The 23,811-nt window shown below is 61.5% G+C and carries 35 protein-coding genes and 1 pseudogene; 14 read left to right on the top strand and 22 right to left on the bottom strand.

Going from position 1 to position 23,811, the window contains the following annotated elements; genetic code table 11:
- Positions 1–9 precede the first annotated feature (9 nt).
- The 15 genes from LZK81_RS19915 to LZK81_RS19845 form a co-directional block, all read right to left on the bottom strand.
- On the bottom strand, positions 10–162 hold the full coding sequence (locus LZK81_RS19915; protein ID WP_233954390.1) for a hypothetical protein: 153 nt from the start codon (positions 160–162) through the stop codon (positions 10–12).
- A complete protein-coding gene (locus tag LZK81_RS19910) occupies positions 159–1,871 on the bottom strand; it encodes a terminase large subunit (RefSeq protein WP_233954389.1) in 1,713 nt (570 codons plus the stop codon). Before LZK81_RS19910 ends, LZK81_RS19915 begins: the two co-directional genes overlap by 4 nt.
- Positions 1,871–2,167 (bottom strand): hypothetical protein, encoded by a 297-nt coding sequence (locus tag LZK81_RS19905; RefSeq protein WP_233954388.1) that lies wholly within the window; start codon positions 2,165–2,167, stop codon positions 1,871–1,873. Before LZK81_RS19905 ends, LZK81_RS19910 begins: the two co-directional genes overlap by 1 nt.
- Positions 2,143–2,808, bottom strand: coding sequence for a transcription termination/antitermination protein NusG (nusG, locus tag LZK81_RS19900; protein WP_233954387.1), 666 nt, complete (start codon positions 2,806–2,808; stop codon positions 2,143–2,145). The genes LZK81_RS19905 and nusG overlap by 25 nt, the downstream gene beginning before the upstream one ends.
- A gap of 10 nt (positions 2,809–2,818) precedes the next feature.
- On the bottom strand, positions 2,819–3,730 hold the full coding sequence (locus LZK81_RS19895) for a hypothetical protein (protein ID WP_233954386.1): 912 nt from the start codon (positions 3,728–3,730) through the stop codon (positions 2,819–2,821).
- Positions 3,714–3,977 (bottom strand): helix-turn-helix domain-containing protein, encoded by a 264-nt coding sequence (locus LZK81_RS19890; protein WP_233954385.1) that lies wholly within the window; start codon positions 3,975–3,977, stop codon positions 3,714–3,716. Before LZK81_RS19890 ends, LZK81_RS19895 begins: the two co-directional genes overlap by 17 nt.
- Positions 3,974–4,273 (bottom strand): hypothetical protein, encoded by a 300-nt coding sequence (locus LZK81_RS19885; RefSeq protein ID WP_233954384.1) that lies wholly within the window; start codon positions 4,271–4,273, stop codon positions 3,974–3,976. Before LZK81_RS19885 ends, LZK81_RS19890 begins: the two co-directional genes overlap by 4 nt.
- Positions 4,270–4,920 carry a hypothetical protein gene (locus tag LZK81_RS19880; RefSeq protein WP_233954383.1) on the bottom strand — a complete coding sequence of 217 codons (651 nt, stop codon included), beginning with the start codon at positions 4,918–4,920 and terminating at the stop codon, positions 4,270–4,272. Before LZK81_RS19880 ends, LZK81_RS19885 begins: the two co-directional genes overlap by 4 nt.
- Complete coding sequence (locus LZK81_RS19875; protein WP_233954382.1) at positions 4,917–5,471, bottom strand: hypothetical protein; 555 nt, start codon at positions 5,469–5,471, stop codon at positions 4,917–4,919. The genes LZK81_RS19880 and LZK81_RS19875 overlap by 4 nt, the downstream gene beginning before the upstream one ends.
- Positions 5,468–6,037, bottom strand: coding sequence for a site-specific DNA-methyltransferase (locus LZK81_RS19870; RefSeq protein ID WP_233954381.1), 570 nt, complete (start codon positions 6,035–6,037; stop codon positions 5,468–5,470). Before LZK81_RS19870 ends, LZK81_RS19875 begins: the two co-directional genes overlap by 4 nt.
- Before the next feature lie 172 nt (positions 6,038–6,209).
- Positions 6,210–7,619 (bottom strand): SAM-dependent methyltransferase, encoded by a 1,410-nt coding sequence (locus tag LZK81_RS19865; protein ID WP_233954380.1) that lies wholly within the window; start codon positions 7,617–7,619, stop codon positions 6,210–6,212.
- Positions 7,619–7,843 (bottom strand): hypothetical protein, encoded by a 225-nt coding sequence (locus tag LZK81_RS19860; protein ID WP_233954379.1) that lies wholly within the window; start codon positions 7,841–7,843, stop codon positions 7,619–7,621. The genes LZK81_RS19865 and LZK81_RS19860 overlap by 1 nt, the downstream gene beginning before the upstream one ends.
- Positions 7,840–8,055: a hypothetical protein gene (locus LZK81_RS19855; protein WP_038539509.1), complete on the bottom strand. Its 216-nt coding sequence runs from the start codon at positions 8,053–8,055 to the stop codon at positions 7,840–7,842. Before LZK81_RS19855 ends, LZK81_RS19860 begins: the two co-directional genes overlap by 4 nt.
- Before the next feature lies 1 nt (position 8,056).
- Entirely contained in the window at positions 8,057–8,500 is a 444-nt protein-coding gene (locus LZK81_RS19850) for a phage regulatory CII family protein (RefSeq protein WP_105426055.1), read from the bottom strand.
- A 220-nt stretch (positions 8,501–8,720) separates the two neighbouring features.
- On the bottom strand, positions 8,721–8,966 hold the full coding sequence (locus tag LZK81_RS19845; protein ID WP_233954378.1) for a hypothetical protein: 246 nt from the start codon (positions 8,964–8,966) through the stop codon (positions 8,721–8,723).
- On the opposite strand from LZK81_RS19845, the gene LZK81_RS19840 reads away from it, so the two are divergent.
- Positions 8,965–9,756, top strand: coding sequence for a helix-turn-helix domain-containing protein (locus LZK81_RS19840; protein ID WP_233954377.1), 792 nt, complete (start codon positions 8,965–8,967; stop codon positions 9,754–9,756). The two genes, LZK81_RS19845 and LZK81_RS19840, sit on opposite strands and share 2 nt — an antisense overlap.
- Here the strand turns inward: LZK81_RS19840 and LZK81_RS19835 are convergent.
- A complete protein-coding gene (locus LZK81_RS19835; protein ID WP_233954376.1) occupies positions 9,753–9,986 on the bottom strand; it encodes a hypothetical protein in 234 nt (77 codons plus the stop codon). The genes LZK81_RS19840 and LZK81_RS19835 overlap by 4 nt on opposite strands.
- 231 nt (positions 9,987–10,217) lie before the next feature.
- Between LZK81_RS19835 and LZK81_RS19830 the strand changes: the two genes are divergently transcribed.
- The 8 genes from LZK81_RS19830 (at position 10,218) to LZK81_RS19795 (ending at position 14,458) form a co-directional block, all read left to right on the top strand.
- Entirely contained in the window at positions 10,218–10,481 is a 264-nt protein-coding gene (locus tag LZK81_RS19830; RefSeq protein WP_233954375.1) for a hypothetical protein, read from the top strand.
- A gap of 5 nt (positions 10,482–10,486) precedes the next feature.
- Entirely contained in the window at positions 10,487–10,717 is a 231-nt protein-coding gene (locus LZK81_RS19825) for a hypothetical protein (protein ID WP_233954374.1), read from the top strand.
- A complete protein-coding gene (locus tag LZK81_RS19820; RefSeq protein WP_233954373.1) occupies positions 10,714–10,887 on the top strand; it encodes a hypothetical protein in 174 nt (57 codons plus the stop codon). The genes LZK81_RS19825 and LZK81_RS19820 overlap by 4 nt, the downstream gene beginning before the upstream one ends.
- A gap of 64 nt (positions 10,888–10,951) precedes the next feature.
- Complete coding sequence (locus LZK81_RS19815; RefSeq protein ID WP_233954372.1) at positions 10,952–11,314, top strand: hypothetical protein; 363 nt, start codon at positions 10,952–10,954, stop codon at positions 11,312–11,314.
- A gap of 62 nt (positions 11,315–11,376) precedes the next feature.
- The gene (locus LZK81_RS19810; RefSeq protein WP_233954371.1) at positions 11,377–12,342 is read left to right on the top strand and encodes a DUF2303 family protein; all 966 of its coding nucleotides are present in this window, start codon (positions 11,377–11,379) and stop codon (positions 12,340–12,342) included.
- Positions 12,343–12,408: 66 nt separating this feature from the next.
- The gene (locus tag LZK81_RS19805; protein WP_233954370.1) at positions 12,409–12,744 is read left to right on the top strand and encodes a hypothetical protein; all 336 of its coding nucleotides are present in this window, start codon (positions 12,409–12,411) and stop codon (positions 12,742–12,744) included.
- Entirely contained in the window at positions 12,741–13,358 is a 618-nt protein-coding gene (locus LZK81_RS19800) for a hypothetical protein (protein WP_233954369.1), read from the top strand. The genes LZK81_RS19805 and LZK81_RS19800 overlap by 4 nt, the downstream gene beginning before the upstream one ends.
- A complete protein-coding gene (locus LZK81_RS19795) occupies positions 13,355–14,458 on the top strand; it encodes a DNA cytosine methyltransferase (RefSeq protein WP_233954368.1) in 1,104 nt (367 codons plus the stop codon). The genes LZK81_RS19800 and LZK81_RS19795 overlap by 4 nt, the downstream gene beginning before the upstream one ends.
- A gap of 326 nt (positions 14,459–14,784) precedes the next feature.
- On the opposite strand, the gene LZK81_RS29435 is transcribed toward LZK81_RS19795, so the two are convergent.
- Entirely contained in the window at positions 14,785–14,949 is a 165-nt protein-coding gene (locus tag LZK81_RS29435; RefSeq protein ID WP_418936457.1) for a hypothetical protein, read from the bottom strand.
- A gap of 171 nt (positions 14,950–15,120) precedes the next feature.
- Positions 15,121–15,357 (bottom strand): DUF6894 family protein, encoded by a 237-nt coding sequence (locus tag LZK81_RS29430; protein WP_105430174.1) that lies wholly within the window; start codon positions 15,355–15,357, stop codon positions 15,121–15,123.
- An 18-nt stretch (positions 15,358–15,375) separates the two neighbouring features.
- On the opposite strand from LZK81_RS29430, the gene LZK81_RS29425 reads away from it, so the two are divergent.
- From LZK81_RS29425 to LZK81_RS19770, 5 genes and pseudogenes are all read left to right on the top strand, one after another.
- Entirely contained in the window at positions 15,376–15,930 is a 555-nt protein-coding gene (locus LZK81_RS29425) for a hypothetical protein (RefSeq protein ID WP_418936456.1), read from the top strand.
- Entirely contained in the window at positions 15,927–16,103 is a 177-nt protein-coding gene (locus tag LZK81_RS19785; protein WP_233954366.1) for a hypothetical protein, read from the top strand. Before LZK81_RS29425 ends, LZK81_RS19785 begins: the two co-directional genes overlap by 4 nt.
- Positions 16,103–16,840, top strand: a complete 738-nt coding sequence (locus LZK81_RS19780) for a hypothetical protein (RefSeq protein WP_233954365.1) — start codon at positions 16,103–16,105, stop codon at positions 16,838–16,840. The genes LZK81_RS19785 and LZK81_RS19780 overlap by 1 nt, the downstream gene beginning before the upstream one ends.
- Positions 16,824–17,210, top strand: coding sequence for a hypothetical protein (locus tag LZK81_RS19775; RefSeq protein ID WP_233954364.1), 387 nt, complete (start codon positions 16,824–16,826; stop codon positions 17,208–17,210). Before LZK81_RS19780 ends, LZK81_RS19775 begins: the two co-directional genes overlap by 17 nt.
- A 370-nt stretch (positions 17,211–17,580) precedes the next feature.
- A pseudogene (locus tag LZK81_RS19770) lies at positions 17,581–19,279 on the top strand (AMP-binding protein).
- 14 nt (positions 19,280–19,293) lie between these two features.
- Here LZK81_RS19770 and LZK81_RS19765 read toward each other — a convergent pair.
- The 4 genes from LZK81_RS19765 to LZK81_RS19750 form a co-directional block, all read right to left on the bottom strand.
- Complete coding sequence (locus LZK81_RS19765; protein ID WP_233956629.1) at positions 19,294–20,520, bottom strand: GNAT family N-acetyltransferase; 1,227 nt, start codon at positions 20,518–20,520, stop codon at positions 19,294–19,296.
- Between the two features lie 53 nt (positions 20,521–20,573).
- The gene (locus LZK81_RS19760) at positions 20,574–21,995 is read right to left on the bottom strand and encodes a lipopolysaccharide biosynthesis protein (protein ID WP_326491496.1); all 1,422 of its coding nucleotides are present in this window, start codon (positions 21,993–21,995) and stop codon (positions 20,574–20,576) included.
- A 102-nt stretch (positions 21,996–22,097) separates the two neighbouring features.
- Positions 22,098–23,558, bottom strand: coding sequence for an MFS transporter (locus LZK81_RS19755; RefSeq protein WP_233954362.1), 1,461 nt, complete (start codon positions 23,556–23,558; stop codon positions 22,098–22,100).
- Positions 23,555–23,797, bottom strand: coding sequence for a DUF2798 domain-containing protein (locus LZK81_RS19750; RefSeq protein ID WP_046605341.1), 243 nt, complete (start codon positions 23,795–23,797; stop codon positions 23,555–23,557). The genes LZK81_RS19755 and LZK81_RS19750 overlap by 4 nt, the downstream gene beginning before the upstream one ends.
- Positions 23,798–23,811 lie beyond the last annotated feature (14 nt).

The raw sequence follows: 23,811 nt of genomic DNA, 5'->3' as shown, positions 1-23,811 counted from the left end.
TCAAACCCATTATCGCCTCGCCATCGCCACGGCGGCGACAATGATCAGAGTGCCCACAACGATGAACGCGGCCGGCGGATAAATTTTCCAGACGCCATAGGAGACCAGACCAAGCCCGAGCACGCCGGCGAAGTCGGTTAGATCAGGAGTGAGCTTTCTCACAGGTAATCTACCTCGATTTCCAGAATACCCCGGCTCTCGTAGACCGAGATCCCTTGAGCTTCAGGATTGCGCGACATCAACATGCCTGCGTTGAACCCCGCGACCAGCGGGTCAATCTTGGCGCGACCGGCCGTCTGCTTCGTGATGAGGATCGCGCCCCCGCGAACCTCGACCTTTGCATTAGACACGCACCACTTCATAAGCGGCTGGTCGGCGTGAACGAGTGTTCCATCTTTGAGCTTTCGCTCCATTCCCCAGGTAGCTGGAGAAAGCGCTGTACCCTGGCGGATCGAGACCAGCATCTCTTCCGGTATGCCCCGTGACATCAACTCGTCGATCAGCGCCGCAATCGCGAAGGGGTCAAGACCCACGCCGGCGGTTTCCGGCAGGATGCCCTCAATCCAAAGGCGCTCGATCAGATCGGCGGCCTCGCGAATATCCTGCGTCGCATCATCACAGATCGTCACATCGTCGAAGGATTGAAGCTGCTCGGAAATATCCTTCCGTCGCTCAAGTACCTCACGATGTGCCCAGGCCTTGCTCCACCAGAGCCAGCGCTTGGTTTCCTTTTCCCGCCCGATCACCCCAAACCCGAACAGATCGTCGAGTCCACCGCCATCGATCCCGACGCAGCACACCTCGCAACGCTCGATCAAGCTGTCGAGCGTCAAGCTCTTGTCTGTCGAGGACAGCCAGAAATCGGCCCCTCGCCAGCTCGTGCCGTTGATCGCGATCCCGATCTCAACATTGAGATGCTGAGAAGCCCAGATCGAGAAAGCTTCGATCCCCTTTTCCTTGTTCTCACGAAACAGCGGCAACAGCCGATCGATGGTAACCGACCTGTTGAGGTTAGGAAGAACGAGAGGCCAGAGCTTCGGGTCTTCCCATGGTTTGGCTTCGTCGGCCTGAAGTTTGAGGGGAAACTCGTAAAGCATGGCGAGGGTTTCCCCGCCCTCATACTCTCCATCCCGAACCGCTCGTGCGTGCTTCAGTTCAGTCTCGAATACCCCGGCCGGTGGCGCGTCTGACTGGGTCGTTATGATAACGATGAAGCCTTCAGGGTTGGCAATAATGCCCCCCTCGATCTGGGCCATAACCTTCTGCGCGTACGGTATCTTCCCGAGCTCGTGCAGCTCGTCTACCAAGACAGCGACCGGCTTGACCCCGGTCATGACCTTGTTGTCGAAAGACTTGATCTTCAGCTTGGCGCCGAGCTTCCTGTCCTCGATCGTCTTTTGATGATCCCTGGTATGAAACCGCTTTTTCAGCCAGGGGTCCGCCATCACCATGCCGGCCGCCTGGTCATAAGCAAGTTCGGCAGTGGCCTGGGTCGGACCGACCAGCAGGAACTCGGCGTTCGGCCGGCGATTGCGGAGAAGCGCCGTCATCATGATCGCGGCGCCGTTCGTCGTCTTAGAGTTTTTCTTCGGAACGAGCTGGAAGAACTTCCGGACCTTCCGATTGACGACGACGGTTCTCGCGTCGTTCATCTCGACGAGGCCGAAGATTACCCCTACGAAGTCTCGCGCCCATTGACCCGCAACGTCTCGCAGCAAAGGCTGCCCTGGTACATCCGGAAGCCGCAGCTTCTCGAAAACGTTGATCGCGGCGTTGGCTTCCGCGACATCCAGCGGCAGACCATCCGGCAATGGCGGCTTGCCGGCTTGCAGCTTCTCGAACCAATTGCGGCAGGAAAGGTCGACGACCATCAATGCGCCGTTTGCGGGATTGCGTTTTCCCAATCATCCGGCGGATTCTCCGCCTCGATGCGGGCCTGTTCCTTCTTGCCGAGCTTGCGTTGCTCGCGCTCCACTTCATCCGCGAACACATCGCCGATCGCCGCATCATGACGGCGGAAATATTCCTTCATGGCGGCGACGTTTCCCTCGCGACCCATATTCCAAAGGGCCAGCAGGCCGATACCTTCCACCCGATCGCGCGCCGTGTCCCGAACTTTCAGTTCTGAAAAATAATGCTTCTTCAAAGTCGGGATCGTGATCCCCATTGCACCGGCGATCCGCTGATCTGTCCAACCCTGTGCCAGCAACAGTATGACTTTGTTGCGATTTTCCTTTGTGGGGATATGCGGAGGCCTGCCGCGCTTCCCATAACCAACCGGAACATGAACCCGGCGAATGGACCCATCACGATATCGGCCCTGTCACCGTCTTTCATCGTCTTGTCGACAGCCAGCCGCGGCGCCTCGGTCTGTTCGCAAAACCGTCTGAAAACATCAACATCCGCATCCCGAATCACGTGATACGATCCGGTCTTGCTTCCGACGATATCGACGACGTCATGATGGCTTTTCAGCCCCAGAAAGGCCGCTGCAGATGGCACGACACGCACCAACATGTAGCCCGGAAAGCAAGGGATATTGCGCTCGACCTTGCGGCCACGACGAACCTCGACCAGCAATTCACGCGGCATAAATGCCTCGATGCGCGAAAGCCTCAGAGCATTTTCCACAGAGGTTTCGCAATCTTTTTTGATCTGCAGGCAATACCAACGCGCCTCCCAGAGATTTTCATAGACGCGATCTACGCATGCTGCATGCCGATTCGTTGCCTCTTCACCCATCTCCCGCACATCCCTCGCAATCTTTTCCATGCCTCGCGTCACGTCCACTTCATTGCCTTCGTGCATCATCGTGATCCTACGCTGCATCAACATCGCCCTTGCCCTCGCTCAACCGTGCCTGAAATTCCGCCATCGCGTCTTCCGGCTCGCCCGCCGGGAAGAAGAACCACTCGTGATCGCCATCCTGGAACCACGGCCATCCCATGCGTTCGTGCAGCGCCTGCCAACGCAGGTATCGCTCGTCACCGCGGCGCATCCGCTCGAAGCTTTCTGACAGCGACACCAGCCTTGGGGGGACGGATACCGCCTTGCCGTCCGTGACCATTGCCGAGGCCTTAGGCCACCCATATTTCGCTTTGCGCTCCCGCTCCAACTTGCGAGCCTCTTCGGCATCACGCATCTGATTTCTCTGGAAGTGGGTTAGCGCCGGCCAACCGTTCGTCGACATGGGCTTGGAGATCTCGGCGAGGAAAAGCGCCGTCCACGGCCGGCTGAACGCCTTGTGCATCGTCGGCGGGGAGATTTCGTCTTTGGGGTCTTCAAGACGACGCCAAGCACGATCGGCGAGGTAGACGGCCGCGAATGTGAACTTGGTGGTCTTGGTCGCCCTGACTGCCGCGATGAACGCTGGCGTGCGTTCGATGCATGCGGCCCGATCTTCAGGTGAAAGGGCATGGAACGCGCGCCGTGCCGCTTCTTCGCTGCTCGAAAGATAGGTCGGCCACGTCGGGTACCAAGCCTTGAACTTGCGCTCTATCTTTTTCGGATCTTCATCCGAGCCAGCGCACGCGCCCTCTCTCTCGGTTAATATTACCGGTTCTATTACAGGTTTCTCTTTAGAGGACTCCAGTGTCCGGTTCAAACTGTCAGAAATGTCCGGTTCAAACTGCTCGATTTGTCCGGTTGAAGCCGAATTTGAACCGGGCAAATTGTCCGGTTGATCTTCTGTCGGCGCGGCACGGAACCCATCTTCAGAAGGCAAGGGCATACCGGTTGTTTTTGCGATACTTCCCGTCGCGCTGCTCGGTCCAATTTATGAGGCTCTTTCCTCGCAGATTCGCCAGCAGCCGGCGCACCGTCCGCTCGTCAATCTCGCATGCTTCAGCAAGGTAATCTTGGGAAGGGAAGCATCCCTCGACGGGATTATGGCAGTCGGCGAGATGCCACAGCACCCGCGCTTCCGCACAAGTGATGCCGCGCACCGTGACGGCCCACATGGTCGCTTTGTGGCTCATCCGCGCCCCTCATCGTCCGTCGTCACGCCATCCGCCACGCGCCAAAGACGCCCGTTCGCAGCGGAAAAGCTCATGATGTGAAGAAGATTCCCATCCTCGCGCCGGTCCTCGCGCATGATGGAAAGAATGGTGTCGAGGTATCCTAGCCCCTCGCGGAAGCCCGCCATCTGAAGCCAGCGGCGGATGAATGCCTCCTCGGAAATCATCGTCGAGAACGGGCAGGTCAGCAGCCAAGAGGCCATCTCGCGAGGCCCGTTGCAGTCGACGATATCGGGGCGGAGCAGACGGTCTTTCACCGGCCGATCTCCCGCTCGATGCGCTTGGACAACATGCGCAGCTCGTCAAGCTTCGGTACCATGGCCTCCCACGCCTTGCGGCAGTCAGAGGCTGCTGAATCCGCCTGCTTGGCGAGGTCGCAGACCGTCGCGGCCTGCGCTGCAAGCGCCGCCTGCTTTTCCAGATACTCGTCGAACATCGGGTTAGAGCCCGCCGGCCCGAAGAATTCCTCGCGCAGTTTCGATACCCAGTCACGAGGAACGCCGAGGTCCTTGGCAACCGCATTGTCCGTCCAGGGCGCCTTATAGGAATCCTTGCCATAGGCCTCGTCGAGTTTATCCATGATGATGCGGCGATCCTCGCGCGAGCATTCACGCGGCGGCTCCGCCAGCGGCTGTTTCGCCGCCACGGTGTTATCCATGGGTTTCTCCAGTTTTGGTTTGCGGCGCTTAGCGCAGGCGGGGCAAAGGTCTTTGCGATGGACGCTGCCGACCACCCACTGCATCCCGCGGAAATGTTCCATGATGGCGGGCGGCGGACGAGGCACGCCACCGCGTTTCTGGGGATAGAATCCGACCGCCGGACAAGCCGAGCATTCGATGCGGTAAGCGACGGCTGAAACGCCTCCGGACTCGATTCTCTCTTCAGGAAAGACGCGGTCGATCATGCCAAGCCACCCCTCTGCCAGGTGTAGTAATCGGCGCGCAGATGGAAGAAGCGCTTACGCGCAGCCTCGTCGCTGTTCAGTTCCGCTTTCGAGGAAATGTTGAGCAGGCCCTTCATTCGGGTTTCGGCCGCGATGCGGGAGGTGATCACGCCGTCGATCCCTCGCGTTTCAAGGAAGCGCCAGAATGAGGTCTTCTCGCAGAGCGATTTTGCGATGAAGCCGTAGTTCTCGGCACGCTTGCGGCCGATCAATCGGTCCAGTTCGGCCTGCAATTCCCGCACGCGCTGAACGGCGCGGCCGACGAACCCCAGGAAGAAGAACAGGTGGTCGAGCGCGCCAGCAACCAGATCCTGCTCATCCGGCAACGCTTCATGGTGGATCGTCAGGATCTTGACCTGCTCCCCCGTCGCCCGGCGGGAAATCACATGGATGCCGTCCTGATCTGCCTCCATGTCCCAGACGTCGCCGGCCACGCGCGCAGCAATGTCGCGCAGCTTGATGAGCTTGAGCTTTTCCTTTTCCCGATCGGCAGGCGTGGTCGCGTCGGTCATGCCTCACCGCCTTCCAGCGAAAGGCCGAACTGTTCCGCTACAGCCGGCTTTTCCGGCGCCGCCACGAACATATCCGGCTGCGCGTAGGCCTTGCGGATGCGCTCGCAAGCGATCTCGAAGTACCCATTATCGATCTCTATGCCGACAAAGGGACGGCCGGACTTGACGCAGGCTACCCCCGTCGTGCCAGAGCCCATATATGGATCAAGGATCAGTTGCCCTACCGTGGACACTTCACGGAGTGCCCACTCCATGACAACAATCGGCTTTTGCGTCGGATGTACCCTTGGGACCCCCTTCTCGGAGTCGCGCATCATCCCGTTCCAGTAATGGGCTATCAGGCGCGCAACGCCCTTCTGGTTCGTCCAGGCTATCTCACAGTCTGCAAAATCATTTCGCGTAAAACCCTTTCTCTTGTCCCAGATCAGCCATTTGGATGAAGCCGGGAGCTTGTCGGCGAAGTGATTGGCGCCCCACAGAACTACGACAGGAGCGGCGGAAACCATGTGCCTCGGGTCGAACGGCTTGTCATCGCCATGGATCGCGACGTTATTGAACTTGGACACGTAGCGCCCCCCCCAATACCATCGCCACCAGAACCATGGGAAAACGCTATGCCGTAAGGAGGGTCGCTAACGATTGCATCGACTTTTCCAAGGGTCGGCATGATCTCCAGGCAATCACCGAGGTACAGCGTGCAATCGCCGATCACTTCCTTGCGGCGATAGGGAAGCGCGTTCATGCCGCCACCTCATCCGCATCGGTCTCGGCCTCGTCATTGACCACCGCCGCCAGTTCCGCCGGCACGTAATCCTTCCAGTCGACCCGCCGGATAACGGTCGGGGTCGCATAGGTGCCGTCCGGCTGCAGCTCCCAGATAAACCACGCCGTGTTCATGCTGCTGTTGGCCTTGTTCCCTTCCCAGCCTTCCCGGTGCATCATCGGCAGCCGGCGCGAGAACCACCAGATCCGCGCGGGCGAGCATTCGTCGAGCGTGAAATTGCGGTCGTCGTCGTCGAACCCGCCGAAGAAGTTGACGTTCAGCAGTAGCGCCATTTTGCGCGGCCGGTGGACACGCAGCGCGTGGGCTACGAAAGCGTTCAGCGCCGCCCCGTAGGGCGGATTGGTGACGATATCGAAATCGCCGTCTACCTCCAGCGGCGCCGAGGTGAGGAAGTCCTCGACCTTCTGGACCTCGCCGAACTGGTCAGCCGTGCCGTAGTCAATGAGGTCGGCGAGGATGAGATCATCCCAACCCGCTGCCTCCAGATGCCGCACGATCGCGCCCTTGCCGCACGCCGGCTCGAAGATCGTCGAGCAGAAGCTTTCCAATCCCAGAAGGGTGAACATTGCTTCCGGGCCGGTCTGGTAGAGATTGTCGCCGCGCTCTTCCTTGGTCGCCGTCTTAGTGCCTATCGAGACGCGCAGGTTGGACCGCGATGGCTCCAGTCCAGCCTGCAGCCGCGCGGCAATGGCCCGTTCAGCAATACCCGGCTCCCGCCGGTCGGCCTCAAGAAGCTGTTTCGCGTAGTGGAGATCCTTGCGGGTCAGGCCAGCTTCTTCGGCCGTGAAAGCGTTCTCGTCTGGAACGCTTTTCGGGCGCCCTTTCAAGGTCTTGCCTTCCGCCTTCGCCTTCTCCCACTCCTCGGCAATCCGCATTTTGGTCCGGACTTCGATGCTGAGCGCATCCGCCTGGATACGGTGACAGGCCTCAAGGCTTTCCTTCAGCCGGAACCGCGCCGAGAACCGACCGCCGGCCTTCGCCTGCTCATATATGCCCTCGGCGAGTTCCCGCGCCGCCATCACGTCGCCATGGGCGAGCAATGACCGGGCCGTGCCCAGTTTGGCTTCCATCGCCGCGACACCCGTTCCGGCCGGCTCGCCAACAGACGCAACCGGAACGGCGATACCACCTGCGATCTGAGTTTCCAGCCAGGCCAGCATCTCCCGAGCCTTTTCGGTCGGATACCACTTCGCCCCGTCCTTCGGATCGCGGTCGAGATAGCCGTTCCCGTTGGCTTTCGCCGCCGCCTGCCGGTCCGATTGCCGTTTGCCATCGTCGAAAATGCCGCCCGCCACCGCGGTGCGGATGATTTCGAGGCCGCGAATGCCTGGGACCGTAAAGGGCTTTTTCCCGGAATAAGTCATCACTCGCACCTCGCGAGGCGCCGGAGATAATCCTTGCCCTTTTCGGTGATGACGAAGGTGAAGCGGTCGCCGGCATCATGATCGAGATATCCGGCGGAGAAACATTCTCCGGCCAGCGCCAATTCATCGGCACCCGTGACGCAAATCACGCCCGAGTTCATAACCACCTGCCGCATGAAGGCACGTGCATGGCCGCCGATCGGCTGGATGATCGTGGCGGTCATTGGAGCACCCCGCCGTCGTCATTCATCCTGTGGCGCAACCCATCCAGCGCCGCCTGCAGCGCGACATGCGCGTCGACGTCGTCGTGGCCACGCTTGATGCAGGCGTAGGCGCAAGCCGTGGCGGCCGCGCCAAGCGCTTCGTCGTCGCCTTCGGGCAGATTGCTCGCCACAAGGTTGACGAATGCCCGCGCCTTGTCGGAGACATTTCCCATCTCATCCTCCCATCATTGAAAAGAGCCGCGCGAGATCCTGCTGGGCGGCGACGATGCGGCTGCGCACGGCGGCCCGCTCCGCAGCGTCGATTCTGCCGTCCTCGATTGCGCGCACGACCTCACGCACGACGTCGTCGAGCACCCCATCGAGTTTCAGGACTGCGGTTGGCGTGAGCGACGTTGCCGGCGCGATCGGTTCGTTGCGAACCAGGCGGCTCATGGCATCGAGGAAGAAGGGATGCGACGTCCGCCGATCCAGTGCCACAGCAAGGTCGAGACGGATGTAGCTCGAAACCCATTCCGAGCCGGTAGAGGCATATTTCGTAAGGGTCGACGACGCGACCCCGATCGCATCGGCGGCGCGAGTGACACCGCCGATGGCGTCATAGCTCGCAGCCGTCGCGGCCTTGAGAGCTTCCTGTTCTTTGGCGTCGAGTGGGCGCACGAAAATACCCCTGAAAATCGGTCAAGGAAAAAAGGTGGATGGTTTGATTCCGTGAATGCCGCCGGGAGGCGGCTTAAGGTCCGCCTGTCAAATCACGGGGGACCGCATGCCATCTGCAGAAAAAGAAAGTCGCCGGAGCATTGAGGTCCGCCACTCCGGCGACAGTTGGCGCAACCCGTACCCGAGAGGCAGCGCTGGAGGAACTTTAGGTGGAAGCGCCTCATTCGACGGCCTCCTGAAGCACTGTTTGTTCGCGAGCCGCGCAGTTGGCACGATAGAGTTCTTTGGGGCCAAGGTCGGTAAGCTGAATCAAGGCATCCCAATAGCGATCCGGGACGCCGGTTTTCGGCCACTTGTAGATCGCGTCGCGCGTGAGGTCGTGGCCTCGCCTCTCCAGTTCGGCCTGAACAGCCGCCGGCCCTCCAGCTACCTTGATGACGTCCCTGATCGAAAGAGCTTCACTCATGCTGAACAAATACTGGATTATAAATCCAATTACAAGGCACTGGAAATCCAATCCGGAATTTTTATCCGGAACTATGATGCTTGATATGGAATGGTGGAAACGACTTGATCAAGCCCGTAAGGAACTTGGCTGGAATAAGGCTGAGTTGGCTCGCCGTTCAGGCGTGCCTTATGACAACATCAACAAATACCTCCGGGGGGACATTGATCAACCTCGCGGTGACGTCATGCAGAAGCTCGCAGACACAGTGAGCAAGCCGCTCCTTTGGCTACGGGATGGACTGGACGCCGCGGATGCAGATGCATTCCCTGTGCGCGAGCGCATGACATCGGCAGCAATTGTCGGAACGGTAGAGGCCGGAACCTTTCGGGAGGTGGATCAATTCGATCAGTCCGAGAGTGAGTACATGACCTTGTCGCCCGACGAACGATTCCCGAACGCGCGCTTACTTATCTTCAATGTCGGCGGAGATTCAATGAACGATCTCCGGCCCCGAGCAATCCTGCCTGGTGACCGCGTCGTATGTGTCGCATATGAGGATGTTGCACACGAGGTTCCTTTGCGGGATCGAATGGTTGTGGTGGTTGAGCGCACAAGAGACGGCGGGCATATCCGCGAATGGTCGGTCAAACAGGTTGAAATATACCAGGACCGGACCGAGTTTCACCCGAGGTCAACCAACCCGAAACATAAGCCCATTGTGGTGCAGCGGGACATGGCGGCCGACGAAGGAACCACCGTTGAAGTCATTGCGCTGGTGAGGAAGATACAGAACGAGGTTCCTCTTTAAGCCTCAGGTCGCCGGCGTGACACGCCGAACAGGCGCCCAATCGTTCCTTCACAACGGCGACAGGAGAACCGCAGCGATCCTAGGAAGCCGCTTTCCATCAACTCGTCCTCGTCAGACGGCGCGTCATCCACATTCGGAACTTCGACAGCCCGCAAATATTCCCTAAGGCAGTTCTCACATCGAATGTGCAGATCAAAAATCCGCACCTCTCGGCTCATCTCCATCTGCATTTTGTTCTCCTTTGGTTCTTACTGAATCCATAAGTGCAACCGAGAGTCTAGGCGAATCAGCAAGTTGGAAAATTAATCCAACTTCCCGATTGACGTTTCCATAAATTGGATTTAATTTCCATTTCATCCAAGCCGCACCGCGGCGAGGACCTCCCCGCAACGAGAGGGACCGGCGCGCCACCGCCAATCACGCGCCGGTCCAGCGGGGTCCCCTTCAAGATGGAGAGAACCATGCGCCAGCAGATCCAGAACCATAACGCTTTTCCACTTTGCCGAAATCGCGACGAGCAGGTTGCTTGCCTTGCCGAAGCAATGCGCCGCTTCGGCGAAGGCTGCACCGCCGACGACCTGAAGGCGTGCCTTGGCATCACCCAGGCTCAGCTAATGGACATCGCGGACGATGCCCGTGCCCGTGCTGTTACGCTCAGCACCTATCAGACCCGCGTCTCAGTGCCGGCTAATCGCGCCACCGGCATGTTCGAAAACCGGATCTAATCGCGATGCCGGCGACCGACCACATCTTCGACCAGCGCGGGCTCAATCTGAAGCGCCCGCCCGCGGCTGCGGCTAAGACAGCCCCTCAAACGCATTTCCGCGTCCATCTCGCGGACGGCTCCAAGCACGACGTTCTCGCTGCCTCGTCGGCTGACGCGAACAAGCATGTCGAGAAGCTGTTTCCCGGCATCAAGGTTACCAAGACTAAGCGTGCTGCCCCGAGGACGCCGGCATGAACACCATCCGCGTCATCCCCTTCGCTATAGAATCTCGTCGCGAGCAGAGCCGCCGCGAGTTCCTCGACATCCTTGCTACCGCCAACTTCTGGCGCGCTCGCGCGGTCGAATTCCTGTGCCTGAGCGTGATCGTCTTCTGGCTTGGCTTCGAGATCGCCCGCCGCCTCTGAAGGGCGACCGGCAAACGTTCGTCACCCTCGGGGCGGTCCCGATGGGAAACCGGGGAGAACACCCATGAAAATCATACGCGATGCAAAACTGCTGCTCGGCCTGCTCGAACGGGGCGAGCTGAACAAGGAACTGACAGACGTTCTGCAAGAGACCCAGAAGGCCCTGGTCGATCTGGTCGCCGCGCAGCCGAATCGCAAGTTCTCCGCCACCGTCAAGCTTGAGATGAAGCTGACGGCGGCCGGCGATACGATCGAGTTCAACTGCGACATCCCACCGGTGAAGCTGCCGAAGCTTCCGCGCCGCTCGACCGTTTATTTCGCCCTCGACGACGGCAACATTTCCACCGAGCACCCCCAGCAGATGGACATGATCGGCGGCCCCTTCGAGATCGACCACAACCGCAAGGGCCTCACCCGCCCGTCCTGATCACCGCCTGCTCGTCGTCTGACGAATCGGCACCCTCATCTTATTAATGGAGAATTTGAACCATGGACCAGCTGTCCGAAACTGCCGTCAATGCCGTTGCCGATCTCGTCAGGGAGAAGGGCTTCCAGATCGTCAGCGTCACAGCGCCACCCGGTGCCAAGGGCGTCCCGACCAGCATTCCCCTTCTGCTCAATCCGAAGGATGGCACCGCCGCTGGCATCAAGAGCCATTTCGACAGCTGGCGCGATACGCCCGAGCGCAAGACGGGCACCGCAAAGGCCACCACGCTCGACAGCTTCATTGAGCTGACAGAGCGCCACATGACCGATCACTCGGTGATCTTCGCCGACACCAACTGGCCGAAGCCGTCCTTCACTACTGTCATCGACTACCACCAGATGAACATCGCGAATGTTGTCGAGGGCAGCAAGGACACCTTCACCACCCTCGGAAGCCCGGATAAAGGGCACCACCGCATCCACTACCCGTTCCCGCTGTCCGAAGAATGGCAGGCTTGGGTTGCCGGCAACAAGAAGCCGATGAATCAGGTCGATTTTGCCGAGTTCATCGAAGACCGCATCGGCGAGCTTGCCGCTCCGCACGAGGACGAGATCACCTTCTGGGAAGCGAAACTTGGCGGCAAGATGGCATACCCCAACGAGCTGCAGCTCCTGTCCCGCGGTCTGAAAATCCATGCGCAGACCAAGGTCTCCAACATCGTCACCCTGTCGAGCGGCGAGGGCGAGATCAGCTTCGAGGAAGAACACCGGGACATGAAGGGCGACAAGCTCACCATTCCGTCTCTCTTCATCATCCAGCTTCCGCCGTTCTTCCAGGGAGAGCCGACCCGCGTTCCGGTCCGCCTCCGCTATCGTGCCAAGGAAGGCATCACCTGGTTCTACCAGCTTTACCGGCCCGACCAGTACATCACCGAGCAGGTGATGCGCGATCTTGCCCGCGCCGCCAGCGCGACGGGCCTTCCCGCCTACCAGGGCACGCCGGAAATGTCCGGCTCATCGTCCATGTAAGCCAGCTTTGGTGACCGCCGCCTGTCAGAGAGGCGACGGCATCCAAAACCGGCTTTGGAGGCTATGATGGGCAAACAGACGAACAGAATTGAGAAACGGGTCACGACAATCGAGCTCGACGAGCCGGCGATCCGCGCCGCCTACCTTGCCGGTGACGCGCCTTCGACGATCGCCAGCCGGGCACCAGACAAGGCGCACTATGCGGCCATCATCGGCTTCATCGCAATGCATCGAGACGTCTGGCTGCGCGAACGCCTGAAGCTGCGCCGCATGCCGAACGACAAGAAGATTGTCGTCGAGCGCTGCATCTACGAAGACGAGATGGGCCGGTCCCGATTCATGAAGATCAGCCTCCCGCGCGTCTCGATGCACATCGCCGCCATGCAGGAGGCGCAGCAATGACCGATCGTCAGCCCGTGCCAGGGGTCCACGAAAACTTCGCCGAATCTCTAGCCCCGTTCTCTCCGGCAGTAGATTCAGAGCCGATTGGATGGTGGTACCAGGACAGCACCGGTTGCATCCACATGAGCCTCGACATGGACCTCGGCCACCGGCACGAACGGGAGACCGGTCATGCCCTGAACTTGATGTATGGCAAACCCCTGCCGAGCCAGCCATTTGGCACGGCCCCACCACCCCAATCACATAGGCGTGGGATCTACATCGCCAGCAAGACGAAACACGCCGATCGCTGGCGCCGGCTTCGGGAGGCAGGATTTCCGATCATCTCGACATGGATCGACGAGGCAGGCGCAGGCGAGAGCGGCGATCTGTCCGATCTATGGCGGCGTTGCATTCTCGAAGCTTCGACCGCCTCCGCGCTGGTCCTCTATCGTGAGCCGGCCGATGTCTTGAAGGGTGGATGGGTGGAGCTCGGCGCTGCGCTCGCATGCGGTGTCCCTGTCTTCGCTGTGGGCATCGAGGAATTCACGATCGCCAAGAATAAGCGGATCCGGCACTTCGCCACGCTGCACGCCGCCCTTGCCGCCACCGCGACGGAGGGCTCGGCCGAATGATCCGCGTCCTCGATCTCTTCTCCTGCGTCGGCTTCCACTCGATCGGTCTGCAGCGCGCCTCGATCGATTTCCAGTTGGTCGCTCTATGCGAAGCCAACGAGCGTCGCCGCCGCGTTCTCGAAAACATGCACCACGGAGTTCCCGTATATGACGATGTCCGCACCCTTCCTGTCATCGAAGCTGACGTCGTCTTCGGCGGGCCTCCCTGCCAGCGAACCAGCGTTGCTGCCGCTATCCACGGATACCGCGACGGGCATTCTCTCTGGCCCTACATGTTATGCGCCGGGATCGACGCCGGAGCAGAATGGATTGTCGTGGAGCAGCCGCCCGGCAACGCGGCGTGGGAAGCCCAGGTCAATCGACAGCTTTCGCGATCTGGCTACCACGTCGCCCGATTTGTCTTCGGCGCTGAAGACGTTGGTGCGCCATATCCAAGGCGGCGAGTGTACCTTATTGCCTGCACCAGCCTGCCGAGACTGGAGATCGCCTGGCAGGCGGGACCATCCGCGATTGACCGCGCCAAGAGGGCAGCAGCTGCCCGAGGTGATTGGAACCCGGATACCATCCCCGCTTTCGATCTGGATACTTGGCGCTCCGAAGACGTGCTGGAACGTCGAGAAGCCATAGAGGCTCTTGGCGACAGCAATCCCCCGGCTATGGCTGAGGTCATCGGATACATGATCCACGACGCCATGCAGGTGTCACCAGGGCCCCAACCGAGGGTCACGGTAGCCTACGCACACTGCTGCTCTGGCTCCGTTCTCTATTGCGACTGTGTCAACAAGAGCCACGGCACGGCCATGGTGGGCGAGAACGAGGCAGGCGAAGACTATCCGATTGTCACCCCGCCGCCGGAAACGAGTCTGGCTCTCCACGCTTATGAGCCCGGCGACAACGGTTGCCTCTTCTGCGGACGAGGCATCAACCATGCTTCGCACTCGCCAGCGCCCGAAACCAATATGGCTGGTGAAGATCGGGAAGCGATCGCTAGATTGCAAGCCGCCCTCGAAGCAGCGCACCCACACCATAAGACGATGTTCGTCTACGTTGAAGATCTTCGCCGCGCCCTTGCCGTCACCGCGCCGGAGGCCGGCCGATGACCATGCGAAGCTGGATTGCCGAAAAACTCTACCCGCAGGCTTTCGCCGATCAACGGTCCCATCTGCGCATGAAGGCCGAAGCTGCCGATGCATATCACTGGCTTGGCGGATATCCTGATGCTGCCGATACGCTTCGCTGGCTTCTGGACAACAACCACAATCGAAACCGTGCGATCGGCGAAAAGGCCATCGGCGAGCTTCCGTCCCAGATCCACGAATTTCGGGAGCGTCTTCGCGCCCGACAGAATGCGACATGGGAAGAAGACCGGAAAATCCGGGAGATTGCCTATCATCTTGGCGACGCATGCGTTCCGGGCAACATCGATCTACTCGACCAGGCCGCCGATCTCGTCGACTGCGAGCCGGGTTGCGATCATGGCGATGTCGAGTGGGACACCAACGCCTTCAACTGCAGCAAGATGGACGAAGGCACCTGCGGCAACACGATGGCCGAGGAGCTGCGAGCGCTCGCGGTAGCGTTCCGCAATCATCAGGCTCTATCACCAGCGCCCCAACCGAATTTGCCGCCGGATGTTTTTTCTGTCCATGATGGCGGGAACTCGATCACGCTGCACTTCGCCGAGATCAAATCCGCAAGGACCTTCCGCGACACGTTCCCGGCCTCCATTGTGGCGCCAGCCCCCGAGAAACAACCGGGCGGACTAGTCGAGCTGAACTGCGGATCGGAACAGCACCTCCCGAAGCACAGTCCCGTCCTCGGCGGTGATTTCGAAACGGGTCACGTCAATAACGTCGTTGGCCAGACCCACCTCCGCAATTACCTCCCGCGCGGCCTTGACGGCATAATTGTAGGCGTCGTCGAGGTTGGCAAACTTAGTTCCCTTAGGATCTTTCCCGAGGACACCGCCCTCTCGGACATGGAAGTAGTACCTAGGCATGCGGCCTCCATAGAGCCAATGGACCATAACTCCAGTATTCGATCCGGGTTCTCGCCATCGCCCCCACCAAATGTGGTTTCGTCTCATGTTCTGACGGATGAGGCGATCGACCAGATCCGCGACAAGCTTCTGGACTGGGACGGCGTGCCTAATCCAGAAGTCCTGCGCGAGATTTTGCAACCTCTGTTCAGCCCGCCCGCTCCCGATGTGGTGGACCAGTTACGCTGCCATGAGCGCCCAAAGTCCGAATACCAGTGCGATCGCAATGAGGCCGACCACCATAAGGATGCGTCCGAGGCAACCGCGACCTTCACGCGAAAAGAGCATGATGTACACAGCGCAAACAACGGCGAAGACGAGCAAAAAAGACATAGTACCCCCGGTGCATATGAACCCATTCTGGGAGCGGCTGCAACCACTTCACCCTCGACGGATGTGGAGGCTTTCAACCCTGCGCATGGGTCGAAGGCGACCGCGGATCAAATGGCCGCTGTCATGCTCCTGCACGGAACACCAGAGCAGAAGCGGGAGGCACTGAATCTCCCGCCCCAATCGAAAGGCGACCAGCCATGACCGCAACGGCGATCGTCAAAAAGTCCGACCTTGATCGGATGGCCGACGTGGCGAATGCGAAGAATGTGACGGTCGAGATCGTTGAAGGCGGCAGGACCATCCGGGTTTCTCCGGCCCCACCAGCGCAGCCCGAACGGAATCCGCTTGCGCCTAGAGGTGGAGTTCGGCTTTGATGGAACTCATGCCGCGCAAGTTGCCCCTCAACGTGATCAAAGAGAAGACCCGACACCAAACGTGGGTCTTCTACTATCGCGTTGGCAAGGGACCGCGTACCCGCCTGCGCGGCGAACCTGGGACTGAAGAGTTTCAGGCAGCCTACAAGGCGGCGGTTGCGGGAACCCCTATAGTGGAACGCCGGCAGACTGCCGATAGCCGATCACTGAAGTGGTTGGTTGAGCGATACATGGAGAGCCGCAAGTGGGCGGCTCTGTCGGTTTCGACCCGGCGGGCGAGGGGGAATCTTTTCCTCCAAATGCTGAGAAACGCTGATGATGCCTTCTTCGGAGACATCTCGAAGAAGGATATAGAGGCCGCCCTCGACGCCCGTGTCGGCACGCCGGCGCAGGCCAACGCGCTGCTGAAAGCTCTGCGAGGTCTATTCGAGTGGGGCGTCAAGAATGACATATGCCTCTTTGATCCGACGCATGGCGTCGAGAACGTCGCATACAAGTCGGATGGTTTTGAGCCCTGGACTGCCGAGGACGTGAACAAGTTCTGCAGGAAGTGGAAAGAGGGCACAACGCAGCGCCTGGCGTTCGAACTGCTGCTTTGCTCTGGACTGCGCCGCTCAGACATCGTCAAGGCCGGACGCCAACACATGACCGGGAACACGTTCTCTATGAGGACGAAAGAAGACCGGCGCGGAAATAACCGTCGAGTTTCCCGCAAGGCTTATGAAGGCCATAGCTGAGACGAAGACCGGCGATCTCGCGTTTATCGTTGGCGAAAACGGTCGGCCCTTCACCACCGAATCATTCGGAAACTGGTTCCGCAAACATTGCACCAAGGCGGGCGTGAGCAAGAGCGCCCATGGCGTCCGAAAATTATCGGCAACACTGGCCGCCAATGCCGGCGCCACCTCCCATGAATTGATGGCGCAATATGGCTGGGCGACCTCCAGGCAAGCAGAAACCTACACGAAGCAGGCGGACCGCAAGCGTCTCGGGATCAAGGCGTCGAAGCTGGTTGCAGAACAAATTGAGATCGAACTTTCCCCGCACCTAAATCCGAGTGCGGGGAAAATTCAAAATAGCACAAGGAAATCAAAGGCCGGAAAGTGATGTGGTGCCCCGTGCCGGAACCCCCCCCCCCCCCCCCCCCCCCCCCCATATTATGAGCCCCCCCCCCCCCCCCCCCCCCCCCCCCCCCCCCCCCCCCCCCCCCCCCCCCCCCCCCCCCCCCCCCCCCCCCCCAAGGAAAAAGAAGCCCCCCCCCCCCCCCCCCCCCCCCCCCCCCCCCTTCCCCCCCCCCCCCCCCCCCCCCGTCCTTTTTTCCCCCCCCCCCCCCCCCCCCTTCCCTCTTTTCCCCCCCCCCGGAACAACCCCCCCGCCCGGACCTCCGGGGCCGCGATATCAGGTCCCCTCCGATGTCCCCCTTGTATTTTCGGCATCCCGGATGTTAGCTGGTGCAGCAAAAATAGAAGCGCTGCCCATGAAACTGCCTGCCCCTGCCTCTTATCTAGACCTTTTCCGCGATTTCGCCTGGGAGATCCCCCAGCGATTTTTTATGGGGGGGGGGGGGCCCGCCCCCGGCGCCACAAAATCCCCGCCCCCCCCCTCCCCCCCCTTTCTCCCCCCAGGGTCATTTTTCCCCCCCCCCCCATCTCGGGTTTTCCCCCCCCCCCCCCCCCCCCGCGGAAACTTTTTTCCCCCCCGGTTTTAAACCCGGGGTTCGGATTTCCCCCCTCCCCCCCCGGAGTTTCGAGACGGGGATCGCGCATGTGGCGATCTACAAAATGGGCGGCATCGCCCTGCCGCTGGCGCTCCTGTTCGGGGCGGAAGCGCTCGAATACCTTAGCTGAAGGCATCGGGCGCGACGGCGATCGTCACCAACCCCTTCGGTCTGTCGCGGCTGGCGGATCTGCGCGAAAAGCTGCCGGAGTTGCGGCATGTCATCGTCACCGGCGAGGCGCCCCCCGCCGGGGGGGCCTTCTGGGGCTCGACGCGCTGATTGCCGCCCATCCGCCCGTGTTCGAGGTTGTCGATAGCGGGCCTTCTGGGGCTCCACGCGCTTATTCCCCCCCATCCCCCCGTTTTCGAGGTTTTCGATGGGGCCTAACGATCCGGCGCTGATGATCTTCACCTCCGGCACGACCGGCCCGCCGAAGGCGGCGCTGCACGGTCACCGGGTGCTGGCCGGCCACATTCCGGGTTTTCAGCTGGCGCATGAATTCGCGCCGCAGGAAGGCGACAGGATCTGGACGCCGTCGGACTGGGCCTGGGCAGGCGGCCTGCTCAACGTGCTGCTGCCGGCGCTGATGCTCGGCATTCCGGTCGTCTCCTCGCCGGCCCAGAAATTCGATGCGGACATGGCTTTCCGGATCATGAGCGAGATGGATGTGCGCAATGCCTTCATTCCGCCGACGGCGCTCCGGCTCCTGAAGTCGGTCGAAAAGCCGCTTGAAAAATACGATCTCAAGTTGCGGACGATCGCCTCGGCCGGCGAGGCGCTCGGCCGCGAGACCTATGACTGGGCGAAGGCGGCATTGGGGCTGACGGTCAACGAATTCTACGGCCAGACCGAGTGCAATTTCGTGCTGTCCTCGGCCGCCAATCTCGGCGTGTCGCGCGGCGGGGCGATCGGGCGGGCGGTGCCCGGCCATCACGTGGCGGTGGTCGACGGCAAGGGCATCGAGCTGCCGGCCGGCAAGATGGGGCAGATCGCCATCCGCCGTCCGGATCCGGTGATGTTTCTCGGCTACTGGAACGACGAGGCTGCGACGGAAGCAAAATTCGTCGGCGACTGGCTGATCACCGGCGATCTCGGCCGCCAAGATCGCGACGGTTATGTGGAGTTCATCGGGCGGGATGACGACGTCATCACCTCGTCCGGTTACCGCATCGGGCCGAGCGAGATCGAGGACTGCCTGACCGGCCATCCGGCGGTGCGGCTGGCGGCCGTGGTCGGCAAGCCGGACCCGATCCGCACCGAGATCGTCAAGGCCTATATCGCGCTGGCACCAGGCTATCTTCCCAGCGACGAGCTTGCGGCGGAAGTCAGCGACTGGGTGAAGACGCGGCTGTCGATGCACGAATATCCGCGCGAGGTCGCCTTCGTCGACGATATTCCGCTGACGACCAGCGGCAAGGTCATCCGCCGGCTGCTGCGGGACAAGGCGGCCGCCGAGTGATCATTCCGGAGTGATTATTCCGAACGGCCGGCGAGCGACATGATCTTTTCCCGGAGCATGCGGGCCATGTTGCGGGTGTTGCGGTAGAGGTGGAGCTGGGCTGCCACCTGGCGCACATCGCGGTCGCCGTTCTGCCTCAGGCCGATCACCAGCGTCCCCATCTCCTCGCGCTCTTCCCAGAAACGGCTCATGATCGGGTGATCGGGAACCGCGCAGCTGTCGGTGCGCATGATATTGGCGTCGTCGAGATGCCATTCGGTCAGCTTCACCATCAGCAGCTTGCCGGGCGAGAACTGGGAAAAGCTTTCGTCGTAGGCTGTCTTCCACGTATAGGCCTCGCCGGCCATGATGAAGACGATGAGCGAAGCGATCGCGCGGCCGTCGAAATCGATGGTGTGGATGCGGACCGCATCGACTTCCGCCAGGTTGGTGATTGCCTCGCGGGCGAAGGCGGCGCGGTAGCGGTCGTTGATCAGGGCCGAGCGTTTGCGGCCCTTCCAGCCTTGGGCTTCGAGTGCGAGGAATTCCTCCATCCGCAGGCGGATTTCTTCCGGCTGGCGGGCAACCGAATAGCTGAGCGAGCCCTTGTTGCCGAGCTTGCGCCAGATGCGGCGCATTTCGCGGTAGTGATGCGACGAGATCGCGTGCTTGAGATAGGCCTCGCCGTCGAGCAGGCTTTCCAGCATCGGCCGCTGTTGGGGATCGGTGACGGTGACCGGCAGGTTGCGGCCGATCGCGACGGCCTTGGCGAGCTGCGCGAACGGACCGGAGAGCCTGACGTCCGGCATGACCAGCACGGAGGGGAGGCGGGCTTCGCGCATGCTGAGCGCCTCGAAAAGGTTGTCGATCGTCTCGGCTGAATCTTCCGCGTCGACGAGCGGCGTGCCGATCGGCCCGAAGGGGTTGGCCCAGGCGCGGATGATCGAGGCGCCGACGGAAAAGCCTGGCTTTTCGACCGTGAACGGCATCAGCAGCCGCATGCGGCTGCGCGTGCCGGTCTCGTCGCGGATCAGCGCCAGGCGGACCTGCTTGTCCTCGACCCGCGGCATGGCGGGGGCGAGCAGCCGGGCCGAAAAGAAGATGTTCGGCTCCAGCGCACGGTTGGAGAGGAATTCGAGTTCTTCCTGCAGGTCGTAGCCGAACGCGGCGGGATAAAGGCAGAGCTCGCGGCCCGGCCGGCCGACCTGGAGATGGGTGTCGGCATCCGGCCGCTCGGCGCGGAGCGTCTGGAGCATGCTCATCCGGCCGCCGCCATTGCCCTCGAATTCGCTGCTGAATGGAGGTTGCGCCATGGTCAGGAAGCCTTTGAAGGAGCAGAGGGCGTCGGATCGGCAAAGGCAAAGAGCACGATGCCGAGCGTGCGGCGGACTGCGATATGCAGCAGGATTGCCTCGATCATCATCGCCGCCGCCGTCGCCATCGCGGCCCCGGTCAGGCCGAAGCGGGGGATCAGCGCGATGTTGAGAGCGATGCTCGCCAACAGCGTCACGGCGTAAAGCAGGACGCAGAGCTTCTGGCGACCGGCCATGCTGAGCAGCACCTCGCCGGGGCCGACCATGGATTTGGCGAGGATGCCGCAAAACAGGATCGCCATCAGCCAGTACCCGGCCGTAAACGCGCTGCCGAACAGCGACAGGAGCAGTTCGCCGGATGCCAGCGCCATGAGCCCGACGGCAAGCGACGGCCAAAAACTCCAGCGTGCGGTCTGTCCGGCAAAGGAGGCGAGCGCCGTCATGTCGTTCTCCGCCATGATGGCGGAGAAGCGGGGTCCGGCGGCAGCCTTGATCGAGAAGTAGACGAACTGCACCAGCACGATCGTCTTTGCAGCAGCGTAATAGATGCCGACCTGGTCCGGCGGCAGGTAGAGGCCGACGACGACCACGTCGGCATTGGTCAGCAGGAAGCCGATGCCGTCGACGAGGAAGAGCGGCAGCGAATAACGGAACCAGGCGCCGATCTCGAACTGCATCGGGCCCGGGCCGTAGAGCCGGCGCAGGCGCAGCGTCAGGCGCAGCAGCTGCAGGAGCGTCGTGACATAGGTTGCGGCAAGCGCCGCCTCCATGGCGGTGACGGCGGTATGCGGCGCCCCGAACCAGAGGGCGGCCAGCATAAAGGCGAGGATCAGGGTCGGGCGGATCAGGTAGGTGGGCGAGAGCGCCGTCACCGTCCAGCCGTTCGAGCGCGCGGTGCCGTCGAGCACGTCTCCGAGCGCGATCATCGGTATGGTGAAGAAGGCCAGTGACACCGGCACGAGGTAATAGGCCTCGACCGTGTGGCCGTAGACATGCAGGAACAGGAAGCCGAGGCCGGCCACCGTGCTTGCCGAGATGAGCGCCACCAGACGGACGGCGAGATTGAGCCCGCGCACGGTCGCCACCTCGTCGCGTGCCTTGTGCTGGTGCAGGAAGCGGATGACGGACGTGTGGAAGCCGAGGCAGGAGAGATTGCCGGCGAGCACGACCAGAACCCAGACGAATGCGAAGATGCCGTATTCGAATTCGCCCATCAGGCGAGCGAGCACGATCTGCGACACGAAGGCGATGGCCGCGCTTGCAACACGGATCACGAAGGCGGTCAGCGCTCGACGCTGGGCGCGGGCTGTCTCGTCGTCGTCGGTGAGGATCGATTCGAGCTTGCGGGTCAGCGGTGCCAGCCGGGTCCTAAGACCAGGCGGAAGCAATCTTTCCGCTGTTTCGATAACCGCCATGATGGGCACGCAATACTCGTAACGACGACGGGAACAATGGGCAAAAGTGTTGCCACAGCAGGGTTAAGAAAGGGTTCGCCCGGGCGTCGATGGCTTCACGAACTGCGAACTTCAAGGCTCCCTGGAAGACCCGGCCAAAAGCTTGCGGATCGCCGGAACAACGTGGTGAAGGGCCGCAATCGCGAGTGCGACGGCAGTCATCCCCACGGCAATTGCAAAGGTGAACGACATGCCGGCGGCCACGGCTTCGGGAGGTGCCGTCGCGACATCGCCCGTTCCCGAGGCCATTGCGAACACCGCGCCCATCAGCGAAGCGCCGGTGATGAGGCCGAGATTGCGCGACAGATTGAGCAGGCCGGAAACGACGCCGCGCTGCTGCGCGCCGACGTCCGCCATGACCGCGGTATTGTTGGCTGCCTGGAACAGTTGATAGCCGGGCGTCAGCACCGCGATGGCGGCGACGTAACCGCCAATGCCGAACGTTCCGGGAAGCAGGGTGAGGGCAAGCGAGCCGGCCACCATTCCGACGAGACCGATGACGGCCGCCGTCCCCGCGCCCATGCGGTCAACGAGCCGGCCGGCCGGCACGCCGCTGAATGTGGAAACAATCGGGCCGATCGACATGACGAGCCCGACGAAAGCCGCGTCGAGACCGAGCGAACGCGAAAGATAGAACGGCCCGACCACCAGCGTCGACATCATCACCGCCGAGACAAGCGCACTGGTTATCAACCCCGTGCTCAAGGCCGGATTGCGCAACATCGATAGTCGGATCAGGGGTGACGTCGCTTTCGCTTCGACAAGAACAAACAGGCCGGCTCCGACGGCAGCCAGCAGCAGCAGGGCGGCGTTGACTGGACCAGGATTGCCGCGGCCGATCGTCATGGCGAGTGCATAAGCTGCAAGCACCAGGGCAAGCAGCAGCGTGCCAGAGACGTCGAAGCCCGGTCTTTGGTCCGGTCTTTCGCGGCGAAGATCGGCAGGCAGGTAGCGAAAGGCAAGGAGGAGCGCCAGCAGGCCCAAAGGCACGTTGATCAGGAAGATCGCCCGCCAGCCGGCGCCGGCGATCAGCAGGCCGCCCAGGGAAGGGCCGAGCGCGGTGCCGATTGCCGACATGGTTCCGAGCAATCCCATGGCCGCGCCGGTGCGTGTCTTTGGAAATATGTCAGCGACAAAAGTCATGGTGAGCGCCATCATGGCGGCGGCTCCGAGACCTTGTGCGGCTCTTGCGGCGATCAGGATACCCAGCGTCGGAGCAATCCCGCAGGCGATCGAGGCCACCGTGAAAAGGGTAATCCCGGCGAGCAGGAGCCGCCGACGTCCCGAAATGTCGCCAAGCCGCCCGACGCTGACGATCAGTGTGGTGATTGCGAGAAGATAGGCAAGGACCACCCATTGGACCTGCTGGAAGGAGGCGTCGAACGCCTGCGCCAATGTCGGCAGGCCGACATTGGCGACGCTGGTGCCGAGCGAAGAGAGCAACATCGAGAGCGAAAGACCGGCGAGCGCCCCACGGAAGGCACTCGCCCGTTCTGCCGGTTGCGGAACCGGATCGTGGGCGGCAGAGGTCATCGCTTTTTGCCCTCCGCCGGTTTCGCGAGGTTGCTCACGATCCGGCGCGCAAGCGGCGCGACAACCAGCACGACCGGAAAAGCGATGATCCAGGAGGGAAGCCATGCTCCCATCCAGATCCCGAGGAAGCCGTCGATCGGTCCTGTGCTGCGGAGCGTGGAAACGCCGGAGACCAGCAGGGACATCAGGCAGGAAAGAACAAGGCCGAAAACGACGGGTATCAGTCGTACGGGTATCATGGGGGACCTCCAGA

Origin of the sequence: Neorhizobium galegae (assembly GCF_021391675.1) — a bacterium.
GTDB classification, from domain to species: Bacteria; Pseudomonadota; Alphaproteobacteria; order Rhizobiales; family Rhizobiaceae; genus Neorhizobium; species Neorhizobium galegae_B.
Note: the sequence above shows the minus strand (reverse complement) of the source record. Positions and strands in the feature narration are given on the sequence as shown.

What these genes read in the sequence shown, in the direction of transcription:
- LZK81_RS19910 (WP_233954389.1), bottom strand. Translation starts at nt 1,871, where the DNA reads ATGGTCGTCGACCTTTCCTGCCGCAATTGGTTCGAGAAGCTGCAAGCC.
- LZK81_RS19905 (WP_233954388.1), bottom strand. Translation starts at nt 2,167, where the DNA reads ATGGGGATCACGATCCCGACTTTGAAGAAGCATTATTTTTCAGAACTG.
- nusG (WP_233954387.1), bottom strand. Translation starts at nt 2,808, where the DNA reads ATGCACGAAGGCAATGAAGTGGACGTGACGCGAGGCATGGAAAAGATT.
- LZK81_RS19895 (WP_233954386.1), bottom strand. Translation starts at nt 3,730, where the DNA reads ATGCCCTTGCCTTCTGAAGATGGGTTCCGTGCCGCGCCGACAGAAGAT.
- LZK81_RS19890 (WP_233954385.1), bottom strand. Translation starts at nt 3,977, where the DNA reads ATGAGCCACAAAGCGACCATGTGGGCCGTCACGGTGCGCGGCATCACT.
- LZK81_RS19880 (WP_233954383.1), bottom strand. Translation starts at nt 4,920, where the DNA reads ATGATCGACCGCGTCTTTCCTGAAGAGAGAATCGAGTCCGGAGGCGTT.
- LZK81_RS19875 (WP_233954382.1), bottom strand. Translation starts at nt 5,471, where the DNA reads ATGACCGACGCGACCACGCCTGCCGATCGGGAAAAGGAAAAGCTCAAG.
- LZK81_RS19865 (WP_233954380.1), bottom strand. Translation starts at nt 7,619, where the DNA reads ATGACTTATTCCGGGAAAAAGCCCTTTACGGTCCCAGGCATTCGCGGC.
- LZK81_RS19860 (WP_233954379.1), bottom strand. Translation starts at nt 7,843, where the DNA reads ATGACCGCCACGATCATCCAGCCGATCGGCGGCCATGCACGTGCCTTC.
- LZK81_RS19855 (WP_038539509.1), bottom strand. Translation starts at nt 8,055, where the DNA reads ATGGGAAATGTCTCCGACAAGGCGCGGGCATTCGTCAACCTTGTGGCG.
- LZK81_RS19840 (WP_233954377.1), top strand. Translation starts at nt 8,965, where the DNA reads ATGCTGAACAAATACTGGATTATAAATCCAATTACAAGGCACTGGAAA.
- LZK81_RS19845 (WP_233954378.1), bottom strand. Translation starts at nt 8,966, where the DNA reads ATGAGTGAAGCTCTTTCGATCAGGGACGTCATCAAGGTAGCTGGAGGG.
- LZK81_RS19835 (WP_233954376.1), bottom strand. Translation starts at nt 9,986, where the DNA reads ATGCAGATGGAGATGAGCCGAGAGGTGCGGATTTTTGATCTGCACATT.
- LZK81_RS19830 (WP_233954375.1), top strand. Translation starts at nt 10,218, where the DNA reads ATGCGCCAGCAGATCCAGAACCATAACGCTTTTCCACTTTGCCGAAAT.
- LZK81_RS19825 (WP_233954374.1), top strand. Translation starts at nt 10,487, where the DNA reads ATGCCGGCGACCGACCACATCTTCGACCAGCGCGGGCTCAATCTGAAG.
- LZK81_RS19820 (WP_233954373.1), top strand. Translation starts at nt 10,714, where the DNA reads ATGAACACCATCCGCGTCATCCCCTTCGCTATAGAATCTCGTCGCGAG.
- LZK81_RS19815 (WP_233954372.1), top strand. Translation starts at nt 10,952, where the DNA reads ATGAAAATCATACGCGATGCAAAACTGCTGCTCGGCCTGCTCGAACGG.
- LZK81_RS19810 (WP_233954371.1), top strand. Translation starts at nt 11,377, where the DNA reads ATGGACCAGCTGTCCGAAACTGCCGTCAATGCCGTTGCCGATCTCGTC.
- LZK81_RS19805 (WP_233954370.1), top strand. Translation starts at nt 12,409, where the DNA reads ATGGGCAAACAGACGAACAGAATTGAGAAACGGGTCACGACAATCGAG.
- LZK81_RS19800 (WP_233954369.1), top strand. Translation starts at nt 12,741, where the DNA reads ATGACCGATCGTCAGCCCGTGCCAGGGGTCCACGAAAACTTCGCCGAA.
- LZK81_RS19795 (WP_233954368.1), top strand. Translation starts at nt 13,355, where the DNA reads ATGATCCGCGTCCTCGATCTCTTCTCCTGCGTCGGCTTCCACTCGATC.
- LZK81_RS29435 (WP_418936457.1), bottom strand. Translation starts at nt 14,949, where the DNA reads ATGATTGCGGAACGCTACCGCGAGCGCTCGCAGCTCCTCGGCCATCGT.
- LZK81_RS29430 (WP_105430174.1), bottom strand. Translation starts at nt 15,357, where the DNA reads ATGCCTAGGTACTACTTCCATGTCCGAGAGGGCGGTGTCCTCGGGAAA.
- LZK81_RS29425 (WP_418936456.1), top strand. Translation starts at nt 15,376, where the DNA reads ATGGACCATAACTCCAGTATTCGATCCGGGTTCTCGCCATCGCCCCCA.
- LZK81_RS19785 (WP_233954366.1), top strand. Translation starts at nt 15,927, where the DNA reads ATGACCGCAACGGCGATCGTCAAAAAGTCCGACCTTGATCGGATGGCC.
- LZK81_RS19780 (WP_233954365.1), top strand. Translation starts at nt 16,103, where the DNA reads ATGGAACTCATGCCGCGCAAGTTGCCCCTCAACGTGATCAAAGAGAAG.
- LZK81_RS19775 (WP_233954364.1), top strand. Translation starts at nt 16,824, where the DNA reads ATGAAGGCCATAGCTGAGACGAAGACCGGCGATCTCGCGTTTATCGTT.
- LZK81_RS19765 (WP_233956629.1), bottom strand. Translation starts at nt 20,520, where the DNA reads ATGAGCATGCTCCAGACGCTCCGCGCCGAGCGGCCGGATGCCGACACC.
- LZK81_RS19755 (WP_233954362.1), bottom strand. Translation starts at nt 23,558, where the DNA reads ATGACCTCTGCCGCCCACGATCCGGTTCCGCAACCGGCAGAACGGGCG.
- LZK81_RS19750 (WP_046605341.1), bottom strand. Translation starts at nt 23,797, where the DNA reads ATGATACCCGTACGACTGATACCCGTCGTTTTCGGCCTTGTTCTTTCC.